This is a genomic window from Burkholderia cenocepacia (assembly GCF_900446215.1).
Classification (GTDB): Bacteria; Pseudomonadota; Gammaproteobacteria; order Burkholderiales; family Burkholderiaceae; genus Burkholderia; species Burkholderia cenocepacia.
In genome coordinates, this window is sequence record NZ_UAQZ01000001.1 from 57,173 (window position 1) to 80,231 (window position 23,059).

General features: G+C 69.8%; 21 protein-coding genes. 16 read left to right on the forward strand and 5 right to left on the reverse strand.

The genetic code is table 11. The features are described from left to right. Window positions 1-9: 9 nt before the first annotated feature. Window positions 10-738, forward strand: a complete 729-nt coding sequence (gene cobM, locus DTA15_RS00200; RefSeq protein WP_006481714.1) for a precorrin-4 C(11)-methyltransferase — start codon at window positions 10-12, stop codon at window positions 736-738. A gap of 123 nt (window positions 739-861) precedes the next feature. On the opposite strand, the gene DTA15_RS00205 is transcribed toward cobM, so the two are convergent. Then, window positions 862-2,040, reverse strand: coding sequence for an MFS transporter (locus tag DTA15_RS00205; RefSeq protein WP_012492618.1), 1,179 nt, complete (start codon window positions 2,038-2,040; stop codon window positions 862-864). Between the two features lie 130 nt (window positions 2,041-2,170). Here DTA15_RS00205 and DTA15_RS00210 point away from each other — a divergent pair, with 130 nt between their 5' ends. Continuing rightward, window positions 2,171-2,674 carry a MarR family winged helix-turn-helix transcriptional regulator gene (locus tag DTA15_RS00210; RefSeq protein WP_006481517.1) on the forward strand — a complete coding sequence of 168 codons (504 nt, stop codon included), beginning with the start codon at window positions 2,171-2,173 and terminating at the stop codon, window positions 2,672-2,674. 88 nt (window positions 2,675-2,762) lie between these two features. On the opposite strand, the gene DTA15_RS00215 is transcribed toward DTA15_RS00210, so the two are convergent. The 3 genes from DTA15_RS00215 to DTA15_RS00225 form a co-directional block, all read right to left on the reverse strand. Further along, complete coding sequence (locus tag DTA15_RS00215) at window positions 2,763-3,467, reverse strand: glutathione S-transferase N-terminal domain-containing protein (RefSeq protein WP_034178376.1); 705 nt, start codon at window positions 3,465-3,467, stop codon at window positions 2,763-2,765. A 173-nt stretch (window positions 3,468-3,640) separates the two neighbouring features. Then, window positions 3,641-4,765: a porin gene (locus DTA15_RS00220; protein WP_006481520.1), complete on the reverse strand. Its 1,125-nt coding sequence runs from the start codon at window positions 4,763-4,765 to the stop codon at window positions 3,641-3,643. Between the two features lie 232 nt (window positions 4,766-4,997). Further along, window positions 4,998-7,691 carry a winged helix-turn-helix domain-containing protein gene (locus DTA15_RS00225; protein ID WP_012492620.1) on the reverse strand — a complete coding sequence of 898 codons (2,694 nt, stop codon included), beginning with the start codon at window positions 7,689-7,691 and terminating at the stop codon, window positions 4,998-5,000. A gap of 241 nt (window positions 7,692-7,932) precedes the next feature. Here DTA15_RS00225 and DTA15_RS00230 point away from each other — a divergent pair, with 241 nt between their 5' ends. The 12 genes from DTA15_RS00230 to DTA15_RS00285 all read left to right on the forward strand — a co-directional run bounded on the left by DTA15_RS00230 (window position 7,933) and on the right by DTA15_RS00285 (window position 19,456). After that, a complete protein-coding gene (locus tag DTA15_RS00230) occupies window positions 7,933-8,865 on the forward strand; it encodes a universal stress protein (RefSeq protein ID WP_012492621.1) in 933 nt (310 codons plus the stop codon). An 18-nt stretch (window positions 8,866-8,883) separates the two neighbouring features. Continuing rightward, window positions 8,884-9,864, forward strand: coding sequence for a quinone oxidoreductase family protein (locus tag DTA15_RS00235; protein WP_006490884.1), 981 nt, complete (start codon window positions 8,884-8,886; stop codon window positions 9,862-9,864). 10 nt (window positions 9,865-9,874) lie between these two features. Continuing rightward, window positions 9,875-10,723, forward strand: a complete 849-nt coding sequence (locus tag DTA15_RS00240) for a TauD/TfdA dioxygenase family protein (RefSeq protein WP_006490883.1) — start codon at window positions 9,875-9,877, stop codon at window positions 10,721-10,723. Window positions 10,724-10,853: 130 nt separating this feature from the next. Next, window positions 10,854-11,909, forward strand: a complete 1,056-nt coding sequence (locus DTA15_RS00245; RefSeq protein ID WP_006490885.1) for a beta-keto acid cleavage family enzyme — start codon at window positions 10,854-10,856, stop codon at window positions 11,907-11,909. A gap of 155 nt (window positions 11,910-12,064) precedes the next feature. Further along, the gene (locus tag DTA15_RS00250) at window positions 12,065-13,393 is read left to right on the forward strand and encodes an MFS transporter (protein WP_006483575.1); all 1,329 of its coding nucleotides are present in this window, start codon (window positions 12,065-12,067) and stop codon (window positions 13,391-13,393) included. A 31-nt stretch (window positions 13,394-13,424) separates the two neighbouring features. Then, window positions 13,425-14,000, forward strand: a complete 576-nt coding sequence (locus DTA15_RS00255; protein ID WP_006483577.1) for an RBBP9/YdeN family alpha/beta hydrolase — start codon at window positions 13,425-13,427, stop codon at window positions 13,998-14,000. A 310-nt stretch (window positions 14,001-14,310) separates the two neighbouring features. Continuing rightward, window positions 14,311-15,477 carry an ABC transporter substrate-binding protein gene (locus DTA15_RS00260; RefSeq protein WP_006483573.1) on the forward strand — a complete coding sequence of 389 codons (1,167 nt, stop codon included), beginning with the start codon at window positions 14,311-14,313 and terminating at the stop codon, window positions 15,475-15,477. A 49-nt stretch (window positions 15,478-15,526) separates the two neighbouring features. Beyond that, entirely contained in the window at window positions 15,527-16,606 is a 1,080-nt protein-coding gene (locus tag DTA15_RS00265; protein WP_006483571.1) for an ABC transporter ATP-binding protein, read from the forward strand. 49 nt (window positions 16,607-16,655) lie between these two features. Next, the gene (locus DTA15_RS00270; protein WP_006483578.1) at window positions 16,656-17,537 is read left to right on the forward strand and encodes an ABC transporter permease; all 882 of its coding nucleotides are present in this window, start codon (window positions 16,656-16,658) and stop codon (window positions 17,535-17,537) included. Then, window positions 17,537-18,460, forward strand: a complete 924-nt coding sequence (locus tag DTA15_RS00275) for an ABC transporter permease (protein WP_006483582.1) — start codon at window positions 17,537-17,539, stop codon at window positions 18,458-18,460. Before DTA15_RS00270 ends, DTA15_RS00275 begins: the two co-directional genes overlap by 1 nt. A 121-nt stretch (window positions 18,461-18,581) precedes the next feature. After that, window positions 18,582-19,025 carry a hypothetical protein gene (locus DTA15_RS00280; RefSeq protein WP_006483570.1) on the forward strand — a complete coding sequence of 148 codons (444 nt, stop codon included), beginning with the start codon at window positions 18,582-18,584 and terminating at the stop codon, window positions 19,023-19,025. Window positions 19,026-19,243: 218 nt separating this feature from the next. Then, complete coding sequence (locus DTA15_RS00285) at window positions 19,244-19,456, forward strand: hypothetical protein (protein WP_006497261.1); 213 nt, start codon at window positions 19,244-19,246, stop codon at window positions 19,454-19,456. A gap of 201 nt (window positions 19,457-19,657) precedes the next feature. Here DTA15_RS00285 and DTA15_RS00290 read toward each other — a convergent pair whose 3' ends face one another. Beyond that, window positions 19,658-20,623 carry a D-2-hydroxyacid dehydrogenase gene (locus DTA15_RS00290; RefSeq protein ID WP_006483568.1) on the reverse strand — a complete coding sequence of 322 codons (966 nt, stop codon included), beginning with the start codon at window positions 20,621-20,623 and terminating at the stop codon, window positions 19,658-19,660. 258 nt (window positions 20,624-20,881) lie between these two features. On the opposite strand from DTA15_RS00290, the gene DTA15_RS00295 reads away from it, so the two are divergent. Continuing rightward, window positions 20,882-22,072, forward strand: a complete 1,191-nt coding sequence (locus tag DTA15_RS00295; RefSeq protein WP_012492624.1) for a CaiB/BaiF CoA transferase family protein — start codon at window positions 20,882-20,884, stop codon at window positions 22,070-22,072. Window positions 22,073-22,093: 21 nt separating this feature from the next. After that, complete coding sequence (locus DTA15_RS00300; RefSeq protein WP_006483584.1) at window positions 22,094-23,056, forward strand: hydroxymethylglutaryl-CoA lyase; 963 nt, start codon at window positions 22,094-22,096, stop codon at window positions 23,054-23,056. The last annotated feature ends 3 nt before the right edge of the window (window positions 23,057-23,059 follow it).

The window sequence follows — 23,059 nt, forward strand, 5'->3', positions numbered from 1 at the left end:
GAAATTTCGATGACGGTGTATTTCATCGGCGCGGGCCCCGGCGACCCGGAGCTGATCACGGTGAAGGGCCAGCGCCTCGTGCGCACGTGCCCAGTGATCCTGTACGCGGGCTCGCTCGTGCCGGCTGCCGTGCTCGACGGTCATCGCGCGGAGCAGGTCGTCAACACGGCCGAGCTCGACCTCGACGCGATCGTCGCGCTGCTCGCCGCCGCGCACGCGAACGGGCAGGACGTCGCGCGCGTGCATTCGGGCGACCCGTCGCTGTACGGCGCGATCGGCGAGCAGATCCGCCGCCTGAAAGCGCTCGGGATTCCGTACGAAATCGTGCCGGGCGTGACGGCCACGGCCGCGTGCGCGGCGACGCTCGGCGTCGAGCTGACGCTGCCCGGCGTCGCACAGACGGTAATCCTCACGCGCTTCGCGGGCAAGACGACGCTGCCGGAAGGCGAGGCGCTCGGCGGGCTGGCCGCGCACCGCGCGACGCTCGCGATCCATCTCGGCGTGCGCCACCTCGCGCGCATCGTCGACGAAGTGCTGCCGCATTACGGCGCCGATTGCCCGGTGGCGGTGATCTATCGCGCGAGCTGGCCCGACGAGGAGCGCGTGACGGGCACGCTGGCCGACATCGTCGGCAAGGTGCAGGGCACGCAGATCGAGCGCACCGCGCTGATCCTGATCGGGCGCGTGCTCGACGCCGAAGGGTTCGCGGATTCGACGCTGTACGCGAGCGCAGGCTGAACACGCCAGCGCCGTGGAGCCGAGTATCTGGACGGGCCGCGAGGATATTGCCGGTGCGCGAGCGAGCATGACCGGGACGACACCGGGCATGCAGACGCCCGCGCCGCTGGTCCGCGGTGTCGCTCAGGCTCGCGCCATCTGCCGCACCCGTTTCGGCGCGAATCCGGCCGCGAGCACGAACAGCGCGACACACAGGCACGCCATCGCGATCCATGCGGGCGTCAGGTCGGCGAGATGCTGGCGCACGATGCCGGCCGCGAACGGGAACAAGCCGGCGATCAAGTAACCGATACCCTGCACGAACCCCGTCAGCGACGCGGCATCGGCCGGCGTCGCCGCATGGTCGACCGTGACGATCAGCGACAGCGGAAACAGCGCGCCGATTCCCGCGCCGACGAGCAGCGCGGCCGGCAATGCGAGCGCTTCCGGTGCGGCCAGCATCACCAGCAACCCGACGAACAGCGACGCGATCGCCGCATGCAGCGCGGGCCGGCGATCGGGCAGACGGTCGATCGTCGCGGAAATCGTCAGCCCCGCGACGACTTCCGCGAGCGTCACGCCGCCGAGCAGGCTGCCGGCCGCGGTCGGCGACCAGCCGAGCCGCATGTAGTACGGCGGCAGCCACGCGAGCACCAGCGTGTAAGCGCCGGTCGCGATGCCGAAGAACAGCGCGAGCCGCCATGCGCGCGGCGAACGCAACGGCCGCGCATTCGATACCGACGCCGGCCCGGCGGCAAGCGCGTCGCCACCGCGGCTCGCCAGCGGCCAGGCCAGCGCCGCGAGCGCCGCCGGCAACGCCCAGCCTGCAAGCGCGGCGAGCCAGCCCCAGCGCGCCGCGGCAAATGGTGCGATGACGCTCGCGAGCACCGCACCGCCCATGATCGACGTCGAGTAGACACCCATCGCCCCGCCGATGCGGGTTGCGAAATGCGCCTTCACGAAGCCGGGCAACAGCGCCTGCACCATCGCGATCCCGACGCCCGCGCAGCACGCACTCGCGAGCAGCAGCCACGCATGCTGCGCACCGACGCGCGACGCGCAAGCCAGCCCGATCAACGCGACACCGAGCCACACGCCGCCCGCGATCCCGGTGAGGCGCTGCAGGCGCCGCGCGCTCAGTGCGCCGAGCCCCATCAGCAGGATCGGGATCGTCGTCAGCAAGCTGGCCGCGCCGTCGCCGATCCCCGTCGCGCGCTGGATCATGTCGAGCAACGGGCCGACCGCGGCGAGCGCCGGCCGCAGGTTCAGCCCGACGAGCACGATCGCGGCGAGCCGCCATCCGGGGGAAGTGAAGCGATTCATTGCAAGGCCCTCTCTATCGGTACGTGGCTGCCAGCGAGGCGCCGCGCGTTTTTCAGGTAAAGTATCTCGACATCAAGATAAACGGTGATTTATCTCGACGTCAAGATAACTGGCAAGCCGAGGAGGGTTAATGGATCGAGCCGAGCATGCGCTCGCGCAATGGCGCGCCGAGCGTCCGGATCTCGACGCAACGTCGATGGTGGTGATGGGGCGGTTGCAGGAAGCCGCGCTCGTGATCGCGCGCGACCGTCTCAATCCGCTGTTCGCGCGCTACGGCATGCAGCCGGGCGAATTCGACGTGCTCGCGACGCTGCGGCGCAGCGGTGCGCCGTTCGCGCTGACGCCGACCGCGCTGTACGACGCGCTGATGATGTCGTCGGGCGGGATGACCGCGCGCATCGATCGGCTGCAGAAGGCGGGGTGGGTCGAGCGCCGGCCGAACCCGGCCGACGGGCGCGGCACGCTCGTCGCGCTGACGGATTTCGGGCGGGCGCTGATCGATGAAGCGGTTGTTGCGCACATCGACAACCAGCGTGCGCTGCTGGCGGCGCTGTCGGAGGCGGAACAGGTGCAGTTGTCGGAACTGCTGGGGAAGTTGCTGGCGGGGCTGAAAGGCGCAGCGGCGGACGCGTGACGCCGGCGCACCACGCGGGCAAAAAAAGCCCGCCGCGTAACGCGGCGGGCCCGAGCCGACGGCAGGCCGCACACGGCGGCCCGCTTGCTCAGCCGCGCGCCGGAATATTGAGCCCGCGCTCCACTGCCGGCCGCGCAACGAACGCGTCGAGCACCCGCTTGACGTGCCGGAATTCACTGAACCCGACCAGATCGCCCGCTTCGTAGAAGCCGACCAGATTGCGCACCCACGGGAAGATCGCGATGTCGGCGATCGTGTAGGTATCGCCCATCACCCACTGGCGGTTCGCGAGATGCGCGTCGAGCACGCCGAGCAGGCGCTTCGACTCGTCGACGTAGCGCTGGCGCGGGCGCTTGTCCTCATAATCGCGGCCGGCGAACTTGTGGAAGAAGCCGACCTGGCCGAACATCGGCCCGATGCCGCCCATCTGGAACATCACCCACTGGATCGTCTCGTAGCGGCCCGCGAGATCCTTCGGGATCAGCTGACCCGTCTTGTCCGCGAGATAGATCAGGATCGCGCCCGATTCGAACAGCGGCAGCGGCTGGCCGTCGGGGCCGTTCGGATCGATGATCGCGGGAATCTTGTTGTTCGGGTTCAGCGACAGGAATTCGGGCGAAAACTGGTCGTTCGTGTCGAAGCGCACGAGGTGCGGCTCGTACGGCAGGCCGGTTTCCTCGAGCATGATCGACACCTTGACGCCGTTCGGCGTCGGCAGCGAATAGAGCTGGAGACGGTCGGGATGCTGGGCCGGCCATTTTTTCGTGATCGGGAAGGCGGACAGGTCGGGCATGAAGGTTCGCTCGTCGAAGTGGATGATCCGCGCAGCGTTGCGCTGCCGCGCCCGAACACGTTCCACGGCGCGGCGGCGGGCCGGAGCGCGCCGAAAAACGCCCACTGTAGCCGATCCGCGGAATCGATGCAGGGCTCGACCGCGCGCCCCCGGTGCCGCCTCGCCCGACGCCGTCAGAAGTTGTGCCGCAGCCCGACCATCGCGGCCGTGGTGCCGACGCCCGGTGCGACCGGCTGCCCGTACACGAGCATCTGGTCCATCGTGCCGCGATTGTTCACGTGGCCGACCTGCGCATAGACCATCGTCCGTTTCGACAAGCTGTAGTCGGCCGCGAGCACGACCGCCGTCGAGCGGTTTTCGGAACGGTTGCGATCCTTCAGGTAGTACATGGCGGACGTGACCTGCAACGCGGGCGTGAAGCGATAGCCGACGCCGGCCGACAGCATGTCGAGGTTCACCTTGTCCGCATGCGACGGATTCCGGCCGTTGCCGTACGACGCCGACACCGAGAAATCGCGGATCGTGTATTTCGCGCCGGCGTAGACGAAGCGATTGTTGTCGACGCCGGTCGGCGCGACGCCCGGCGCCGGATTCGTGTCGTGACCGTTGTAGTAGACGGCCGACAGGTTCAGCCCGTCGTTCGCATACCTGAGCACGACCGATTCGCGCGTGCCGCCCTGAAACTGCCCGGCGACGCCGCCCGGCGCGTATTCGAGCGCGATCGACGCACCCGCGAACGTCGGCGACTGGTAGACGAGCGCATTGCTGTCGTACAGCGCGCCGATCGCGCCGTTGGTGCTCGTGCCCGGCCAGCCGGCGGCCGTGTTCAGGCCGAGCCACGCGGTCAGCACGCTGCCGAAGAACTGCGCATTGCGCACGTCGGTGTCGGCCATCGCGTAGATCATCGGCACGATCTGGCGGCCGGCCGTGAACGTGCCGAACGGGCCCGACACGCCGAGCGACGCGACCTGGTTGAAGATCGCGACGGCGCCCGGCGTGTCGCTCAGCTGCAGCTTGCCGGTACTGCTGTCGAACGAACCCTGCAGCTTGAAGTTGATCTTGTAGCCGCCGCCGATGTCCTCGCTGCCCCGGATGCCCCAGAAGCTCGAATAGATGCCGCCGTCCTTCATGCGGAACACCTTGCCGGTGTTCGGCGCGCTCGGGCTGAACGACGCGGCCGACGTGGTCTGGTACAGCAGGCCCGTGTCGATCACGCCGTACAGCGTGACGGAGGATTGCGCGTGCGCGAGCGCCGAACAGCCGGCAAGCGCCGCGAGCGCGGCCAGTTTCGTCTTCATCGAAGTCTCCAGAATCGTCATGGACCGGACGGGATCGAGCCCGGCCGGGTGAAGCGGGGAAGCAGCGGGGCAGGCGGGAACGCGCGACATGCGCGCCGCCGCGAGCCGTGCGGAAAGACTACGCAACGACGGGCGGCCGCTCCCCCCCATGCGCGGGGGGCAGGGTTGCGGAGAATCGAAACGGGGATGGACAGGCGACTGCGCAGCCGCGGGCGACGGGTTCAGGCCGGCATCAGGGCGCGCTTTCGAGCAGCCCGAGCACCAGCGCGCGGCGCACCGCATGCTTGCGCGAGCTGGCGTCGAGCTTGCCGAACAGGTTCTTCAGGTGCCATTTCACGGTTTCCTCGCCGACGGCGAGCGCGACCGCGATCTCCTTGTTCGACAGGTTGCGCGCGAGCAGCTCGAGGATCGCGCGCTCCTTCGGCGTCAGCACGACGCTCGGCACCGCGCGCGGGCTCGCCGCGCCGCGCGGGGCCGGCGGCACGATGCGCGGCTGCGGCAGCGCGTGCCGCGCGGGGCCGTCGCCGGCGGCCGCCTCGTCGCCGGCGCGGCGCGCCCAGTCGGCAACGGCCGGATGCGCGTCGGCGAGCGTGCGCGTGAGCCCGAACATGTCCGCGAGGTTCATCGCCTCGTCGAGCAGCGCACGGCCGCCGCGCCCCGACTGTTCGAGCGCGAACGCGCTGAGCGCCATGATCTCGATGCGCTCGCGGCCCATGCTCATTTCGCGGGCCAGCACGGCGGCTTCGTCGAGCGCCGCACAGGCGTCGTCCCAGCGGCGCGCGGCGAGCGCCGCGTACGCATGCGCGCTCGCCTGCAGCAGCACGACGGGGCGCCGCCACAGCGGCCCGTGCGCCGGAAATTCAACCGCGGCGATCGTGTCGATCCGCTCGACCAGCGCATGGCAGGTTGCCTCGCGGTAACGCGCCGCGTGAATGCGCACCTGCTCGGCAAGGCTCGCGACCGACAGGCGCGGCAGCCGGCGGGCAACGCCCATCGCGTCGAGCGCCTCCAGCAAATCGATCGCGCGATGCTCGACGCCGCGCAGCAACGCGATGCGCGCGGCCGTGCGATAGCCGAGCAGCACGGTGTCGGGCGTGCCCGCGTGTTCGAGCACGTCGAGCCGGTTCGCGAGCAACGCGGCGGCCTGGTCGACGCGATCGGCCTCGTACGCGAGCGCCGCGCACATCGCCGCGAGCATGCAGGTCAGCGGATGGCGCCGCCCGAGATCGGCTTCCGCGCGCGCCAGCGCCGGCGACAGCACGTCGTCCGCGAGCCGGATCTGGCCTTCGCGCAGGTAGGTCAGGCCGGTGATCAGCTCGCCCCAGCGCGCGACGTAGCCGAACCCGGCCGCCGTCTCGCCGCGTGGCGCCGCCTGCTGGAACCGGCGCGCCTGCGCCGGTTCGCCGACGATGATCGCGCGCGCCGACAGCCGGTTCGCGTGCATTTGCGCGAGCCACGTCGCCGCCGGCGGCATGAAGTCGGCCCACGGCTCGAACAGCGCGACGAAGCGGTCGATCTCGTCGGCGTAATACGCGGCCGCACTGAGGATCAGCGCGCATTCGTAGCGCATCGCGGCCGGCGTGCCGTCGTCGGCCAGGATGCCCGCGATCTGACGTTGCGCCTCGACATGGCGCTCGCCGAGCGCCAGCGCCCACGCGACCGCGATCCGCAGCGTCGGGCGCTTGTCGAGCTCCGTATCGGGCAGCAGCGCGAGCCAGTCGAGCACGTCGTTGATGCGGCCCTGCTTGATCGCATCCTCGAGACAGCGCTGCGCGAGCGCGTACGCGGTCTCGAACTGGCCGGCCGCGTACGCGTGGCGCGCGGCTTCCTCGGTCATCCCGTGCGTGTCGAGCCAGGCGGCCGCGCGGGCGTGCAGCGTGCTGCGCTCGGCGTCGGGACGCGCAGCCAGCCGATCGCGCAGCGTGTCGCGCACGAGCGGGTGCAGCCGGCACCAGTCCGAATCGTCCGACGCGGTGAACAGCGGCGTGTCGCGGGCGAGCCGCGCGAGGCGCTCGGACGCGTGCACGTCGTCGAGCAACGCCGAGCACAGCGACGGATGCAGCCGATCGGCTACGCTCGTGCGCGTCAGGAACGCGGTGTCGTCGGCCGACAGGTTCGCGAGCAACAGCTCGACGAGCCGGTCGCGCGTGCCGTCCACCCGTTGGGCGAGCGCGTCGACCGCCTGGCGCGGATCGGCCGAGCGCGCCATCGCGGCCATCGCGAGCTGCAGCCCGAGCGGCCAGCCGTCGACGCGCTCGAACAGCCGCGCGCACGCGTCGGCATCCACCCGTTGCGCGAAGCGCGCGCCGACCAGCGCGATCGTCTCGTCGAGCGTGAAACGCAGCCAGTCGGCGCCCGCCAGCGTGCATTGGCCGCCCGCGAGCAGGTCGCCGGCCGCGTGATCGAGCCCGCGTCGCGCGGCGACGACGACATGCAGGTTCTGCGGCGCGTTGTGCAGCACGTAGGTGAGCGCGTCGAGGCCGGCGGGCGGCAGCCGCTCCGCGTCGTCGACGATCAGCAGCGCCTCCATCGACAGTTGCGCGACCTCGGCCAGCCACGCGGTCAGGCCGTCGAGCGCACGCGCCGCGCCGGCCGGGATCAGCCGCCCGAAACCGGGCCGCGCGCAGCCGGTCCGCACCGCCTGCACGAGCCCCTGCAGCAGCCGCGGCGCGTCGTCGCGCTCGTCGGCCGACAGCCACACGACCGCGCGGCCGAGCGCGACGGTTTCGCGGCGCCATTGCGCGAGCAGCGAGGTCTTGCCGTAACCGGCCGGCGCCTGCACCAGCGTGACCGGGCGGCCGTCGAACGCCGGCGCGGCGAGGCTCAGCCGTGCGCGCGCGAGCAACTGCGCCGGCACGCGCGGCGCGGTCGTCTTCAGGACCAGTTCGGTGGGGGGCGCGTCGGCGCGATCGGGTGGGTGGGCCATCGGGGCAGCAGTGGAGTCCGGTGGGGCCGTGCGGGCCAGCGTCCGGGGTGGGCGTGCGGCAAGGATCGGTCGAACCGCGTTCGTGCGTCAATCCCCCCCGCGACGAGTGGGGCCGCCCCGGCGCGGCGTCGATAGCATGGGTTCCGATGCATGACGAACGCCACGAGGAGGGCACCCATGAAGATCGTATCGACCGGCGCGACGCGTAGCGCGCCGACCGCCGGCTGAGCGGAGCGACACGATGTACCGCCATCTGCTCGTGACGGTCGACGACGCGCCCGGCGGCATCGACGCGATCGGCGACGCGCTCGAACTGGCGCGCGCGGTCGGCGCGCGGGTCACGTTCGTGCTGCCCGCCGCCACGCCGGACTCGCGTTTATCCGGAGCGCGGCTGCCCGGACACGGTGCGAAAGTGGAAGCCGCCGCGCGGGCGCAGGGCCTGTCCCATGGGATCGCGGGGGCCGGCCATCCGGGGGCCGGCCATCCGGGGGCCGGCGACGCGTCGCCGGGCGTGCTGGCCGGCGAACTCGGCTGCGACCTGATCGGCGTCGCGGCGCTGCCGCCCGACGCCGATGCGGTGGCCCGCGCGCAGCGACGGCAGTTGCTCGCGACGAGCGGCGTGCCGGTGCTCGTCTGCCCGTCGCGGCGGGCGCCCGCCGCGGCGCGCGTGATCGCGCGCTGCCTCGATGCGCATCGCATGGCCGGTGGGCTGCTGCACGCGCTGGCGGCGCTTGGCGACGCGACGAACGAGCCGCATCGGCAAGCGGCCGACGCACGGCGCGCGCTGGCTGCGCTCGCCGCGCTGCAGAACGCCCGGTTCGGCACGGCCACCGAAGCGCGGCTCTTCGCGGCATTGCGCGTCCGTGCGGAGTGCGTCGCGGCCGAACTGGACGAACTCGACCGTCAGCGCCAGCGCGACACGCACGCCCTCGGCGCGCTCGCGCGGCTCGCCGAAGACGGGCTGCCGTCGGCCGCGTTCGACGCCGCGCTGGCCCGCTATGCGCACGGCGCGTTCGAGCAGATGGGGCGAATCGAAGGCGTGATTTTCCCGGCCGCGCGGCGCTACCTCGGCGACGCCGACTGGACCGGACTGGACGAACCCCCGGCGGACAACGCACCCGCGACGACGCCGGACACGAACGAACCCGCCGATGCGCGACGCGCATCGGACTGACGATTGACGGAGAACAAGATGGCACATGCAGTGCGATTCCACGAAACCGGCGGCCCCGACGTGCTGCGCTGGGAGGCGGTCGACGTCGGCGATCCGGGCGCCGGCCAGGTACGCCTGCGGCACGAGGCGGTCGGCCTGAACTTCGCCGACACGTATTTCCGCAGCGGCCTGTATCCGGTGCCGCTGCCGGCCGGCATCGGCGTCGAGGCGGCCGGCGTGGTCGAGGCCGTCGGCCCCGGCGTGACGAACGTCGCCGTCGGCGACCGTGTGACCTACACGGGCTTCCTGAACACGCTGGGCGCGTACAGCACCGAACGGTTGATCCCCGCCGCGCCGCTCGTCCGGCTGCCGGCCGGCATCGCGTGCGAAACGGCTGCCGCGATGACGATGCGCGGCCTCACGTCGGCCTACCTGCTGCGCCGCATCCATGCGTTCGCGCCGGGCGACACGATCCTGCTGCATGCGGCCGCCGGCGGCGTCGGGCTGATCGTGTCGCAGTGGGCGAAGCTGCTCGGGCTCAACGTGATCGGCACCGTCTCCAGCGAACACAAGGCCGCGATCGCCCGCGCGCACGGCTGCGACCACACGATCGACTACAGCCGCGAGGACGTCGCGAAGCGCGTGCGCGAACTGACGGACGGCGCCGGTGTCGACGTCGTGTTCGACAGCGTCGGCAAGGACACCTTCGAAGGCTCGCTCGATTCGCTGAAGCGGCGCGGGCTGATGGTGTGCGTCGGCACCGCGTCGGGCCCGATCCCGCCGTTCGATCCGCAGCGTCTCGCGATGAAGGGCTCGCTGTACCTGACGCGCCCGGCGCTGGCCGACTACATCGCCGATCCGGCCGAGAAGAACGACCTGGCCGGCGAGCTGTTCGCGCACGTCGCGGCCGGCCGCATCAGGATCGAGATCAACCAGCGCTATGCGCTGCAGGACGCCGCGCACGCGCACCGCGATCTCGAATCGCGCAAGACGACCGGTTCGTCGGTGTTCATCGTCTGAGGAGGCGCGCATGCGAGTCGAACCCCTGACCTGCGCGATCGGTGCGGAACTGCTGGACGTGAGCCTCGCCGACGCCGTGCACGACGACGGCCTGTTCGCCGAGATCCGCGCGCAGTTGCTGCGGCATCGCGTGCTGTTCCTGCGCGACCAGGACATCACGCGCGCCGAGCACGTCGCGTTCGCGCGGCGCTTCGGCGAGCTCGAGGATCATCCGGTCGCCGGCAGCGACCCCGAGCACCCCGGGCTCGTGCGGATCTACAAGTCGCCCGACCAGCCGAACGACCGCTACGAGAATGCGTGGCACAGCGATGCGAGCTGGCGCGTGGCGCCGCCGTTCGGCTGCGTGCTGCGCTGCATCGAGGGTCCGCCGGTTGGCGGCGACACGATGTGGGCGAACATGGTGCTCGCGTACGAGCGCCTGCCGGACCACGTGAAGCAGCAGATCGCCGACTTGCGCGCGCGTCACAGCATCGAGGCGAGCTTCGGCGCGGCGATGCCGGTCGACAAGCGCCTCGCGCTGAAGGCGCAGTATCCGGACGCCGAGCATCCGGTCGTGCGCACGCATCCGGAAACCGGCGAGAAGGTGCTGTACGTGAATGCGTTCGCCACGCATTTCACGAACTTCCACACGCCGGCGCGCGTGCGCTACGGGCAGGACGCGAACCCCGGCGCCGGCCAGTTGCTGCAGTACCTGATCAGCCAGGCTTATATCCCCGAATACCAGGTGCGCTGGCGCTGGAAGAAGAACAGCGTCGCGATCTGGGACAACCGCAGCACGCAGCATTACGCGGTGATGGACTACCCGCCGTGCGTGCGCCGGATGGAGCGCGCGGGCATCGTCGGCGACGTGCCGTTCTGAGCGCCACCGCGCGCCGATCGATTCGCCACCCGAGACACGACGCGCCGGGCTCGCCGCCCGGCGTGGCGGGGTACGCACGCCGGTACGGCCTCGTACGCCCGAACCACAACGATTCCCACTGGAGGACGACATGCAATTTCTCGACGATTCGCTGCACCCGGAAAACCAGGACAAGGTGGTCATCACGGTCGCGCCGTACGGCCCCGAATGGATGCCCGCCGATTTTCCGGAAGACATTCCGGTGACGATGGACGAGCACGTGCAGAAGGCCGTCGACTGCTACAACGCAGGCGCGACCGTGCTGCACCTGCACGTGCGCGAACTCGACGGCAAGGGCAGCAAGCGGCTGTCGAAATTCAACGAACTGCTCGGCCGGCTGCGCGAAGCGGTGCCGGACATGATCCTGCAGGTCGGCGGCTCGATCTCGTTCGCGCCGGAAGGCGACGGCGCCGAAGCGAAATGGCTGTCCGACGACACGCGCCACATGCTCGCCGAGCTGACGCCGAAGCCCGACCAGGTGACGGTCGCGATCAACACCGTGCAGATGAACATCACCGAGCTGATGAGCCGCAAGGACATCGCCGGCACGTCGCTGAACGAGGCCGCGCTGTGGGACGCCTATCGCGAGATGACGGTGCCCGCCGGCCCCGGCTGGGTCGACGAACACCTGCGCCGCCTGCAGGCGGCCGGCATCCAGCCGCATTTCCAGCTGACCGGCATGCATGCGCTCGAAACGCTCGAACGGATCATCCGGCGCGGCGTCTATCGCGGCCCGCTGAACGTCACGTGGGTCGGCATCGGCGGCGGCTTCGACGGCCCGAATCCGTACAACTTCATGGAATTCGTGCGGCGCTGCCCGGACGGCGCCTGCATCACGCTCGAATCGCTGATGAAGAACGTACTGCCGATCAACACGGTCGCGATGGCGCTCGGCCTGCATCCGCGCTGCGGGATCGAGGACACGATCATCGACCAGAAGGGCAACCGGATGACGTCGGTGCAGCAGGTCGAGCAGTGCGTGCGGATCGCCCGCGAACTCGGCCGCGAGATCGCGACCGGCAAGGAGGCGAAGGCGATCTACCGGATCGGCGTGCAGTACGACGGCGTCGACGAAACGCTCGCGCAGCTCGGGATGGCGCCGAACCGCCGGCCGGGCCAGGTGAGCGTGCCGCTGCGCGCGGCCTGACGCGCAGCGCCCCGGGCGGCCGCGAGCGCCGCCCGCCGATCGAGGTGGCGCGGCACCCATCCTCGCGCGACGCGCGAGGGCTAGCTCCGGGACACGGAGCGGGGCCGCGCAAGCCGCGCCGGCGCATTGCCGCCCCGGTGCCGGAGGAGACACGCATGTTGATTCATCACATCGAGCCGTCGCTGCAGGACCGGACGGCCACCGAGCGGCGCGCGCCTGCGTATGCGTGGCTCGTGTTCGGGCTGACCGTCGGGCTGCTGCTGTCGGACTACATGTCGCGGCAGGTGCTCAACGCGGTGTTTCCGCTGCTCAAGCACGCATGGGCGCTGTCGGACACGCAGCTCGGTTCGCTGTCCGGCGTCGTCGCGCTGCTGGTCGGGCTGCTGACGTTTCCGCTGTCGGTGCTCGCCGACCATTTCGGGCGCGTGCGCAGCATCGTGCTGATGGCCGCGTTGTGGAGCGTCGCGACGCTCGGCTGCGCGCTGTCGACCAGCTACGCGGAAATGCTGGTCGCGCGCGGCCTCGTCGGGCTCGGCGAAGCCGCGTACGGCAGCGTCGGCGTCGCGCTGATCCTCAGCATCTTTCCGGCCCGGCTGCGCGCGACGCTCACCGGCGCATTCATGGCCGGCGGCGCATTCGGTTCGGTGTTCGGGATGGCGCTCGGCGGGCTGGTCGGCGCGCATCTCGGCTGGCGCTGGTCGTTCGGCGTGATGGCCGCGCTCGGCATCGTGCTGCTCGTCGCGTACCGCTGCGTCGTGACCGAGCGGCGGCTCGCCGCGTACCGCGTCGAATCGTGCCGGCGCGAGGCCGACGCGCCGCGCGATCTGCGCGGCAGCGTGCGGGCGCTGATGTCGGGACTGTTCGCGTCGCGCTCGGTGATCTGCGCGTATCTCGGCAGCGGGCTGCACCTGTTCGTGCCGGGCGCGCTGTTCGCGTGGCTGCCGAGCTACCTGAACCGCTACTACGCGATGGCGCCCGACCGCGCGGCCGTGCTTGCGGCCGGCTTCGTGCTGCTCGCGGGCGTCGGGATGGTCGGCTGCGGCATCGTCACCGACCGCGTCGGCCGGGCCGACGGCTCGCGCAAATGGCTGACCGCGATCACGTATTGCGTGCTCACCGGCGTGTGTCTCGCGGTCGCGTTCCGGTTGCCGCCCGGGCCGCCGCAGCTCGCGCTGATCTGCGCGGGCATGCTGGTCGGCGCGGGCGCGTCCGGCGCATCGGGCGCGATGGTCGCGAACCTCACGCCGGCCGCGATCCACGCGTCGGCGTTCGCGACGCTCACGCTCGCGAACAACCTGCTCGGCATGGCGCCGGGTCCGCTGCTGACGGGATGGGCGGCCGATCGCGCCGGGCTCGTCGACGCACTGCAATGGATTCCGGCCGTGCCGCTCGCGGCGGCCGTGCTGTTCGCGATCGGACGCGCGAGCTATGCGGCCGATCTCGCGCGCGTCGAACGCGAACGGCGCGCGACACGACTGTCCTGAACCTTCTTCCTGACCGCTTCCTGGAGGCTGCATGACCCTGGCGACCGCCCCCACCATCCTGATCGTGCCCGGCTTGCGCGATCACGTCGAAGACCATTGGCAGACGCATCTCGAACGACGTCTGCCGAACGCACGCTCCGTCGCGCCGCTCGACGCCGACAAGCTGAGCCGCGCCGCGCGTGTCGCGGCACTCGATGCGGCGCTGGCCGCGATCGACGGGCCGGTGATGCTGGTCGCACACAGCGCGGGCGTGATGATCGTCGTGCACTGGGCGCGGCAGGCCACTCGCGCGATTCACGGGGCGCTGCTCGCGGCGCCGGCCGATCTCGATACGCCGATGCCCGCAGGCTATCCGACGCCCGGCGCGCTCGCCGCGCACGGCTGGACCCCGGTGCCGACCGGGCCGCTGCCGTTTCCGAGCATCGTCGCCGCGAGCCGCAACGATCCGCTCGCGCGCTTCGAACGCGTCGAGACGCTGGCGGCCGGGTGGGGCAGCCGGCTCGTCGATCTCGGCGAGGTCGGGCACCTGAACCCGGCATCCGGCTACGGCGAGTGGCACGATGCGGAGCGGTGGATCGGGGAAGTGGCGACGCTTCGCGCGGCCTGACGGAAGATCCATCCGCCGTGCGCCGGCCCGACCGGGGCGGCGCGCGCCTGCCGGGGGCCGCCCTGGGCGCCATGCGACCCGACGCGATACCGTTTCGCCATGCGCTGAGATACGACGTCTTAACACGCCGCACCACGCGACCCCACGATCCCCGGCAAGCCGGTCGCCACACAATTCCTTAACAAACGGAAGGTTTTTGTCAGGGAAAGTCCCGCCCCGCAATCCGTGGTTTTTTGTTGACCGACATCGTATAACGCCGTCATGATTTCCTGACAAGAAAGGTCCCATCCACCGACCGAAGTGAGGAGACATGAACACCACCCCGATCGCTCGCCGTGTCCGCCGGATCGCACTCGCCCTGGGCTTCACGCTGTCGGCCGCCGCGGCCGTGGCGGCCCCCGTATCGCTGAACATCGTCGACGTGGCCGGCAACCTACAGCTCACGCAGAAGGCCATCGAGGCGTTCAAGGAGAAGAACCCGACCCTCGTGTCGAACGTCACGTTCACGAATGCGCCCGCGCCGCAGTTGCCGGGCAAGATCAAGGCGATGCAGGCGGCGGGGCGCTCCGACATCGACCTCGTGCTGACGGGCACCGACGCGCTGGCCGCCGGCATCGAGCAGAACCTGTGGCAAAAGCTCCTGCCCGACAACGCGGGGGCGCTCCCCGGCGTGCTCGACAAGTACGCGCCGGGCCCGCGCAAGATGCAGGATCTCGCGCAGGGCTACGGCCTCGAAGTCACCTACATGCCGGCCGGCCCGCTGCTCGAATACAACCCGGCGAAGGTCAGCGACCCGCCGAAGACGCCCGACCAGTTGCTCGCGTGGTGCAAGGCGCACCCGAACAAGCTGATCTATGCGCGCCCGGCGAATTCGGGCCCCGGCCGCACGTTCCTGATGGGGCTGCCGTACGTGCTCGGCGACAAGAATCCGCAAGACCCGATCAACGGCTGGGACAAGACCTGGGCGTTCCTGAAACAGTTGAACGATTGCGTGCCGTATTACCCGGGCGGCACGTCGGCGGTGATGAAGGAGCTCGGCGAAGGCACGCGCGACATGACCGTGACCGTCACCGGCTGGGACCTCAACCCGCGCGCGCTCGGCATCGTGCCGGCCGAATTCAAGATCCAGGCGTTCGACAACATGACGTGGGTAAACGACGCGCACTACATGGTGATCCCGAAGGGGGTGCCGAAGGAAAAACTGGACGTGCTGTTCAAGCTGATGAACTTCCTGCTCGAACCGGCGCAGCAGGCGATGACCTACGACGACGGCTACTTCTATCCGGGCCCGGCGGTGAAGGGCGTGACGCTCGAAATGGCGCCCGCCCACAGCCAGGAAGTGATCAGGAAATTCGGCCGCCCCGAATACGCGAAGCTGCTCGCCGACCGTCCGCACGTGCAGCCGCTCAACGCGCAGGCGATGGTCGCCGCGTTCCAGAAATGGGATCGCGAGATCGGGTCGCAAAAATCGAAATGACGCCTGAACCGGCGGGCGCCGCGGCGCCCGCGTCGATGGAGTTCGCGCAATGAAGCACAGTTTCGAACGGTTGCGGCTCGACGGTGTATGCCGCAGTTTCACCAATACGGAAGGCGCGCAGGTCGCCGCGCTGAACGGGCTCGACCTCGAGATCCGGCGCGGCGAGTTCATCGCGCTGCTCGGCCCGTCGGGCTGCGGCAAATCAACCGCGCTGAACTGCATCGCCGGGCTGCAGCCGCTCACGCGCGGCGGCATCTGGCTCGACGACGTGCGCATCGACGTGCTGCCGCCCGAGCGGCGTGGTTTCGGGATGGTGTTCCAGAACTACGCGTTGTTTCCGCACATGTCGGTGCTCGACAACGTCGGCTTCGGCCTCAAGATGCGCGGCGTGCCGAAACAGGAAACGCGGCGGCGCGCGCAGCAGGCGCTCGAACTCGTGCAACTCGTCGGCCACGAGGGCAAGCTGCCCGGGCAATTGTCGGGCGGGCAGCAGCAGCGTGTCGCGATCGCGCGTGCGATCGTGATCGAGCCGCCGCTCGTGCTGATGGACGAGCCGCTGTCGAACCTCGACACGAAGCTGCGCATCGAGATGCGCGCGGAGATCCGCCGCATCCACACGCAGCTCGAACGCGCGACGATCTACGTGACGCACGACCAGGACGAGGCGCTGTCGATGGCCGACCGCATCGTCGTGATGAAGGAGGGCGTCGTGCAGCAGGTCGCGTCGCCGAAGGACGTCTACACGCGCCCGCACAACCTGCATGTCGCGCGCTTCATGGGCTATCGCAACGTGCTGCCGTTTACGCTCGCAGGAATGGCTGGCGAGTACGTGAACGTCACGTCGGGCGGCGTGCGCCTCACCGGTGTGCCGATGGCCGGCTTCGACGCGAAGGAGGTCGTGGTCGCGCTGCGTCCGGACGACATCGAGCGCGCGGAAGCCGTTGCCGACAACGCGTTCGACGCGACCGTCGAGACGGTCGAATACGGCGGCCGCGACTCGCTGATCCGCGCGATCACGCCGTTCGGTGCGGTCTGGGCCCGTATGGCCGGCGAGTTCACGGAAGGTGAACCGCTGCGGCTGCGCGTCGCGCCGGCGCGCACGCTGGTCTATGCGGGAGACGTCCGATGACCGGATTGCGCCAACCGGCATGCGCGGCGACGTCGCGCCCGGAGGCCGCATGAGCACGCTCGCGACCGGCGGCGCGCCGCGCGACGCGAAAGCCTGGCTCGTCACGCCGGCGCTCGCGTTCATCGCCGCGCTGTTCATCTATCCGTTCGCGTACGGCCTCGTGCTGTCGTTCCAGCCGACGAACGCGACGAACGGCGGCGGCGCGCTCGCGAACTACGTGCAGTTCTTCACCGACACCGCGATGTGGCCGACCGTGCTCGTCACGCTGAAGCTCGCGGTGCCGGCGACGCTGCTCAACGTCGGCATCGCGGTGCCCGTCGCGTTCGCGCTGCGCCGCAATTCGCCGTACCAGAAATTCGTCACGACGCTGCTCGTGATTCCCGTCACGCTCGGCACGGTGCTCGTCGCGGACGGGATGCTCACGTATTTCGGGCCGAACGGCTGGTTCCCGCAGGCGCTGCAGGGGCTGCACCTGTACACCGACGAAGTGCGCCTCACGCACAACTACTGGGGCGTGCTGCTGTCGCTGATCGTGTCGGGTTTTCCGTTCGCGTTCCTGCTGATGCTGTCGTACATCAGCGGCATCGACCCGACGCTCGCGCGCGCGGCCGCGACGCTCGGCGCGAACCCGTGGCAGCAGTTCCGGCAGATCTACCTGCCGCTGCTCGTGCCGGGGCTCACGATGGCCGCGTGCCTGTCGTTCGTGCAGGCGTTCTCGGTGTTTCCGTCGGCCGTGCTGCTCGGCGCGCCCGCCGGGCCGACCCGCGTGATCTCGATCGCGGCCGCCGAAGCCGCGTTCGAAAGCTACGACTATTCGCTCGCGTCGGCGATCGCGATCGTGATGGGTTTCGTGCAGTTGCTGGTGGTCGCGTCGATGCTCGGCGCGCGCCGCTTCTTCTATACGGGCGCGGTGACGGGAGGCAAGGGCTGATGGCGACCGACAATCATGCCGCTCGCACGTGGCCGCCGAAACACGATGCGCCCGACGCGCGGCCCGTCGACACCGGAAAACCGCAGCGGATGAACAACCACCTCGCCGGCCGCGCATGGAAGGCGCTCGTCTGGGGGCTGATGGCGTTCTTCCTGCTGAACGTGATGCTGCTGATCGCGACCGTCGCGGTGAACTCGGTCGCGACGCGCTGGTTCGGCACGCCGTTGCCGCAGGGCTTCACGCTGCGCTGGTATGCGAAGGCGTGGGAAGACTTCCAGCTCGCGAGCGTGCTGTGGGTGACCGTCGAGGTCGTCGGCGCGGTCGTGCTGCTGTCGATCGCGCTCGGCGTGCCGGCCGCGTATGCGCTCGCGCGCGTGCAGTTCCGCGGCAAGCGCTTCGCGCTGCTGGTGTTCCTGCTGCCGCTGATGGTGCCGCCCGTCACGTACGGGATTCCGATGGCGACCGTGATGTACAAGATCGGACTCGCGGGCACGCTGCCGGGCGTGATCCTCGCGAACCTGGTGCCGGCGCTGCCGTTCGTGATCCTCGTGATGACGCCGTTCATCGAGCAGATCGATCCGAACCTCGAAGCCGCCGCGCGCATCTTCGGCGCGAACACGTGGCGCTATTTCCGCTACGTGCTGCTGCCACTGCTGGTGCCCGGCATGCTCGCGGCCGGGCTGCTCGTGCTGGTGCGCACGATCGGGATGTTCGAGCTGACGTTCTTCACCGCGGGCCCGAGCACGCAGACGCTCGTCGTCGCGCTGTATTACGCGGTGTTCTCGACCGGCGTGCGCGCGCCGCAGTCGATCGACGCGATGGCGATGATCTACATGGCCATCACGCTCGTATGGGTCGTGATCGCGCTGCAGTTCGTCAGCCCGACGCAACTCGTGAGCCGCGTGAAGCAGGAGCGGCAGTAGGCGAGGGCGTCGCACGATCGCGCCGGGCCGCCGGGCAGCGTGCAATTGGTTACAAATGGATACCGCGCACGACCCGGGGACGTTGCAGACTACGCGGCGTTCACCCGATCGACGGATATCCATGAAGTTTCATACGCTGCTGACACTCGCCGGCGCCTCGACGCTGCTGGCCGCCTGTAACCTGCTTCACGACGGCCCCGGATCGAGCGACGTCGACGCCGCCGTGCGCCGCGCGCTCGAAGCGGAAAACCACGGCGGCCTGAACGCGCTGTTCGGCCAGCCGCTGCCCGTATCGGCCGACGTCGTGTCGGCGAAACCCGACGGCGACTGCAAGAAGCTCGGCGATCGCACGTATTCGTGCGACGTCGTGGTCACGTGGCGCAACGCCGATTACTCGCCGTCGCGCGCGAACCTGACCTTCGTGAAGGCGGCCGACGGTTCGTGGCAGACGTCGGGCGTCGACGCGGCGCTCGTGACGGGTACCGCGAAGTCGCTGATCGACCATATCGGCAAGGCGTGGCCCGGCAACGCGGCGAGCGGTGCGTCGGCGTCGGCGTCGGAGTGACGTGACGCAGCGGGCCGGTAACGCGTCGGCGGCAAGCCGCTTTCTCGTCCTCGAGCCAGCCCGCCTCGGCCTTGCCGGCCGCCCCGGCCGCATGTCCTGAAAAAAGGGCGCAATCTTCGGTTCCATCTCGTTTGAACGCATCCTCGGTATGCGGGCAGGGTTATAGGGAAAACCCTTATCTCAAGGTATAATTACGGGCTGAGAGAAAGGTCCACACCATGCCTGAACGTTTCCAAACCCTTGAAAAATTTGTGTTTTCCCTCGTCGTGATGTCCGCCGTCGTGTGCTCGGCCTTCCTTGCGTACGAGCGTCACCCCGAGATCAAGATCGCGCTGCACGAAGGCGAAGCGCTGATGCGCGAGAGCGCGAAGTACTCGGTCATCTGCTCGCCGTCCAAGGTCGATCCTTGCGTCGAGATGTCCGCTTACTGAGCGTGCTTTCCGCTTTTCGGACCTGCGCGACATCACTGCCGGTCTGAATACCCTGAAGTCGTCTCGTCACGTATTCGGAAACCCGCAGCAAGACAGCGCGAATGCACGAACCCGTTACGTGCCGGGTCGCTGGCGTAAGCAGCCCCGCATCCTGTCGGCCCCGCTTCGAGCAATCGAGCGGGGCCGTTCCGTTTGTACGTGTCACACGACGTGCCGCGGCTCGCCGTCGGCGAACGCGGCGACGTTGTCGACCAGTTGATCGGCCAGCGCCTGCATCGCCTCGTCGCTCGCCCACGCGACGTGCGGCGTCAGGATGAACGCCGGATGCGACAGGATCGCGTGAAACGGATGCGCGGCCGGCAGCGGCTCCTGCGTGACCACGTCGAACCCCGCGCCCGCGATCTGCCCCGACTGCAATGCGTCGACGAGCGCGCTTTCGTCCACGAGCCCGCCGCGCGCGGTATTGATCAGCAGCGGCCGGCGCGCCATCCGCGCGAATGCGTGCGCGTCGATCAGGTGCCGCGTCGCGGGCGTGAGCGGGCAGTGCAGCGTGATCACGTCGCTGTCGCGCAGCAGCGTGTCGAGCGGTACATGACCGTCACCCGCTGCGTCGCCGTGCGCCGCGAACAGTACCCGCATGTCGAGCGCACGCGCGATGGCGGCCACCGCGCGCCCGAGTACGCCGTCGCCGACGATCCCGAGCGTCAACCCGGCCAGGTCGCGAATCGGATGATCGAAGAAGCAGAACTGTCCGCTGTCGAGCCAGCGCCCGGCGCGCACCGCGTCGCGGTAAGCGACGAGGCTGCGGCGCAGCGCGAAGATCAGCGCGAACGTGTGCTCGGGCACCGTGCGCACCGCATAGCCGCGAATATTGCTCACGACGATCCCGCGCGACGCACACGTATCGAGATCGACGATGTCGGTGCCGGTCGCCGCGATCGCGATCATCCGCAACTGCCGCGCGCCGGCGAGGGCCGTCGCGTCGAGCCGTACCTTGTTGGTCACGACGATGTCCGCGTCGCGGATGCGCGCCGCGACTTCGTGCGCGGCCGTCCGGTCGAACGTCTGCCATGCGTGCGGAAACGGAAACGGCTTCAGCACCGTCTGCGGCGACAGCGTCGCGCGGTCGAGGAACACGATCTTCGCGGGAGAGGAAACGGAAAACATGGCGGGTCTCGCTGGCAAGCGCCGGTGGCGCGGAACGGCATCGATTGTGCCGGCGGCGCGCGCGCCGTCGTTTGACCGTTGCGCGAGCGCGCTTTCCCGCAAGGAAAGGCTGACGCCTCGCACATGGCCGCCGCCGTGCTCGCGCCAACGCGCACCTTTCCGTTTCGGAAAGGCTGGTTGACCATCGATCGATTTTCGCCGGGCGCGAACGCGGTCATGATCGCCGTCATCGACAACACGATTTCATCGGAGACAGTCATGACACGCCCCCTGGACGGCATCCGCGTGCTGGAGCTTGGCCAACTGATCGCCGGGCCGTTCGCGGGCCGGATGCTCGCCGAATTCGGCGCGGACGTCATCAAGGTCGAGCCGCCCGGCGTCGGCGATCCGCTGCGCAAATGGCGGCTGCTGCACGACGGCACGTCGGTCTGGTGGGCCGCGCAGTCGCGCAACAAAACCTCGCTCACGCTCGACCTGCGCACGCCCGAAGGGCAGGACGTCGTGCGCCGCCTCGTCGCCGACACCGACGTGCTGATCGAAAACTTCCGGCCCGGCACGCTCGAGGGCTGGGGGCTCGGCTGGGACGCGCTGTCCGCGATCAACCCGAGGCTCGTGATGCTGCGCGTGTCGGGCTTCGGGCAAACGGGCCCGTATCGCGACCGCCCCGGCTTCGGCGTGATCGCCGAGGCGATGGGTGGGCTGCGCCACCTGACCGGCGAACCGGGCCGCACGCCGGTGCGCGTCGGCATCTCGCTCGGCGATTCGCTGTCGGCACTGCACGGCGTGATCGGCGTGCTGCTCGCGTTGCGCCATCGCGAGCAGCAGGGCGGCAAGGGGCAGGTCGTCGACGTCGCGCTGTACGAATCGGTGTTCAACCTGATGGAAAGCCTGCTGCCCGAATATGCGGCGTTCGGCGCGGTGCGCGAGCCGGCCGGCAGCAGCCTGCCCGGCATCGCGCCGACCAACGCGTACCGTTGCCGCGATGGCAAGTACGCGCTGATCGCCGGCAACGGCGACAGCATCTTCCGGCGCCTGATGGAGCTGATCGGCCGCCCCGATCTCGGCCACGATCCGGCGCTCGCGCATAACGACGGACGCGTCGCGCAGGTCGCGCGCATCGATGCGGCGATCGGCGAGTGGAGCGCCCGCCACGACCTCGACGACGTGCTCGCCGCACTGAACGACGCGCGCATTCCGTCCGGACGCATCTACGACGTGGCCGACATCGCGGCCGATCCGCACTACCGCGCGCGCGACATGATCGTCGACGCCGCGCTGCCCGACGGCACGCCGGTGCTCGTGCCGGGCATCGTGCCGAAACTCGACGCGACGCCCGGCCGCATCGAGCGGCCGGCGCCCGCACTCGGCGCGGATACCGACGCGGTACTCGAATCGCTCGGCATCGACGCGGCGACGCGCGACGACTGGCGCACGCGCGGCGTGATCTGAAACGGCCACCGGAACGAAGACATGAACCTGCATCCGCACCGACTCCATCTCCACGAAGTCGCGACCCGCGACGGTTTCCAGAACGAAGCGGCATTCGTCGACACCGACGACAAGATCGCGCTCGTCGACGCGCTGAGCGCATGCGGCTACGCGAAGATCGAGGTCACGTCGTTCACGTCGCCGAAGGCGATTCCCGCGCTGCGCGACGCGGAAGCCGTGATGCATGGCATCGCGCGCGCACCGGGCGTCGTCTATACGGTGCTCGTGCCGAACGTGCGCGGCGCCGAGCGCGCGCTGTCGTGCGGTGTCGACGAGGTGAACCTCGTGATGTCGATGAGCGAAAGCCACAACCGCGCGAACCTGCGGATGACGCGCGAGCAGTCGTTCGCGCAATTGCGCGACGTGATCGACGCCGTGCGCGGCACGGGTGTCGCGATCAACGTGTCGCTGTCGACCGCGATGGGCTGCCCGATGGAAGGCGACGTGCCGGCCGAAACGGTGCTCGCATGGATGCAGCGCTTCGCGGAGCTCGGCGTGCACGGCTTCACGCTGTGCGACACGACCGGCATGGCGTTCCCGTCGCAGGTGCGCGATTTGTCCCGCCGCGCACGCGAGCGCTTCGGCGCGCTGCAGCTCACGCTGCACTTCCACAACACGCGCGGGATGGCGCTCGCGAACACGCTGGCGGCGCTCGACGCCGGCATCGACCGCTTCGACGCGTCGCTCGGCGGGCTCGGCGGCTGCCCGTACGCGCCGGGTGCGACCGGCAACGCGTGCACCGAGGAACTGGTGCACATGCTCGAGCTCGACGGCTACGATACGGGCATCGACCTCGCAGCCGTGCTCGCCGCGTCGGCACGGCTACCCGCGCTGATCGGGCACGACGTGCCGAGCCAGATCCTGAAGGCCGGCCGCCGCTCGGACCTTCATCCGCCGCCGCGCGCCGACGCCGGCGACATGCTCGCGCAACGCGCTTTCTCGTGAATC

Bases quoted from the DNA above. Each gene is read 5' to 3' on its own strand.
- DTA15_RS00250 (WP_006483575.1), top strand. From the start codon at position 12,065: ATGTTGATTCATCACATCGAGCCGTCGCTGCAGGACCGGACGGCCACC.
- DTA15_RS00245 (WP_006490885.1), top strand. From the start codon at position 10,854: ATGCAATTTCTCGACGATTCGCTGCACCCGGAAAACCAGGACAAGGTG.
- DTA15_RS00225 (WP_012492620.1), bottom strand. From the start codon at position 7,691: ATGGCCCACCCACCCGATCGCGCCGACGCGCCCCCCACCGAACTGGTC.
- DTA15_RS00235 (WP_006490884.1), top strand. From the start codon at position 8,884: ATGGCACATGCAGTGCGATTCCACGAAACCGGCGGCCCCGACGTGCTG.
- cobM (WP_006481714.1), top strand. From the start codon at position 10: ATGACGGTGTATTTCATCGGCGCGGGCCCCGGCGACCCGGAGCTGATC.
- DTA15_RS00260 (WP_006483573.1), top strand. From the start codon at position 14,311: ATGAACACCACCCCGATCGCTCGCCGTGTCCGCCGGATCGCACTCGCC.
- DTA15_RS00205 (WP_012492618.1), bottom strand. From the start codon at position 2,040: ATGAATCGCTTCACTTCCCCCGGATGGCGGCTCGCCGCGATCGTGCTC.
- DTA15_RS00240 (WP_006490883.1), top strand. From the start codon at position 9,875: ATGCGAGTCGAACCCCTGACCTGCGCGATCGGTGCGGAACTGCTGGAC.
- DTA15_RS00275 (WP_006483582.1), top strand. From the start codon at position 17,537: ATGGCGACCGACAATCATGCCGCTCGCACGTGGCCGCCGAAACACGAT.
- DTA15_RS00280 (WP_006483570.1), top strand. From the start codon at position 18,582: ATGAAGTTTCATACGCTGCTGACACTCGCCGGCGCCTCGACGCTGCTG.
- DTA15_RS00215 (WP_034178376.1), bottom strand. From the start codon at position 3,467: ATGCCCGACCTGTCCGCCTTCCCGATCACGAAAAAATGGCCGGCCCAG.
- DTA15_RS00255 (WP_006483577.1), top strand. From the start codon at position 13,425: ATGACCCTGGCGACCGCCCCCACCATCCTGATCGTGCCCGGCTTGCGC.
- DTA15_RS00290 (WP_006483568.1), bottom strand. From the start codon at position 20,623: ATGTTTTCCGTTTCCTCTCCCGCGAAGATCGTGTTCCTCGACCGCGCG.
- DTA15_RS00295 (WP_012492624.1), top strand. From the start codon at position 20,882: ATGACACGCCCCCTGGACGGCATCCGCGTGCTGGAGCTTGGCCAACTG.
- DTA15_RS00265 (WP_006483571.1), top strand. From the start codon at position 15,527: ATGAAGCACAGTTTCGAACGGTTGCGGCTCGACGGTGTATGCCGCAGT.
- DTA15_RS00300 (WP_006483584.1), top strand. From the start codon at position 22,094: ATGAACCTGCATCCGCACCGACTCCATCTCCACGAAGTCGCGACCCGC.
- DTA15_RS00230 (WP_012492621.1), top strand. From the start codon at position 7,933: ATGTACCGCCATCTGCTCGTGACGGTCGACGACGCGCCCGGCGGCATC.
- DTA15_RS00210 (WP_006481517.1), top strand. From the start codon at position 2,171: ATGGATCGAGCCGAGCATGCGCTCGCGCAATGGCGCGCCGAGCGTCCG.
- DTA15_RS00220 (WP_006481520.1), bottom strand. From the start codon at position 4,765: ATGAAGACGAAACTGGCCGCGCTCGCGGCGCTTGCCGGCTGTTCGGCG.
- DTA15_RS00270 (WP_006483578.1), top strand. From the start codon at position 16,656: ATGAGCACGCTCGCGACCGGCGGCGCGCCGCGCGACGCGAAAGCCTGG.
- DTA15_RS00285 (WP_006497261.1), top strand. From the start codon at position 19,244: ATGCCTGAACGTTTCCAAACCCTTGAAAAATTTGTGTTTTCCCTCGTC.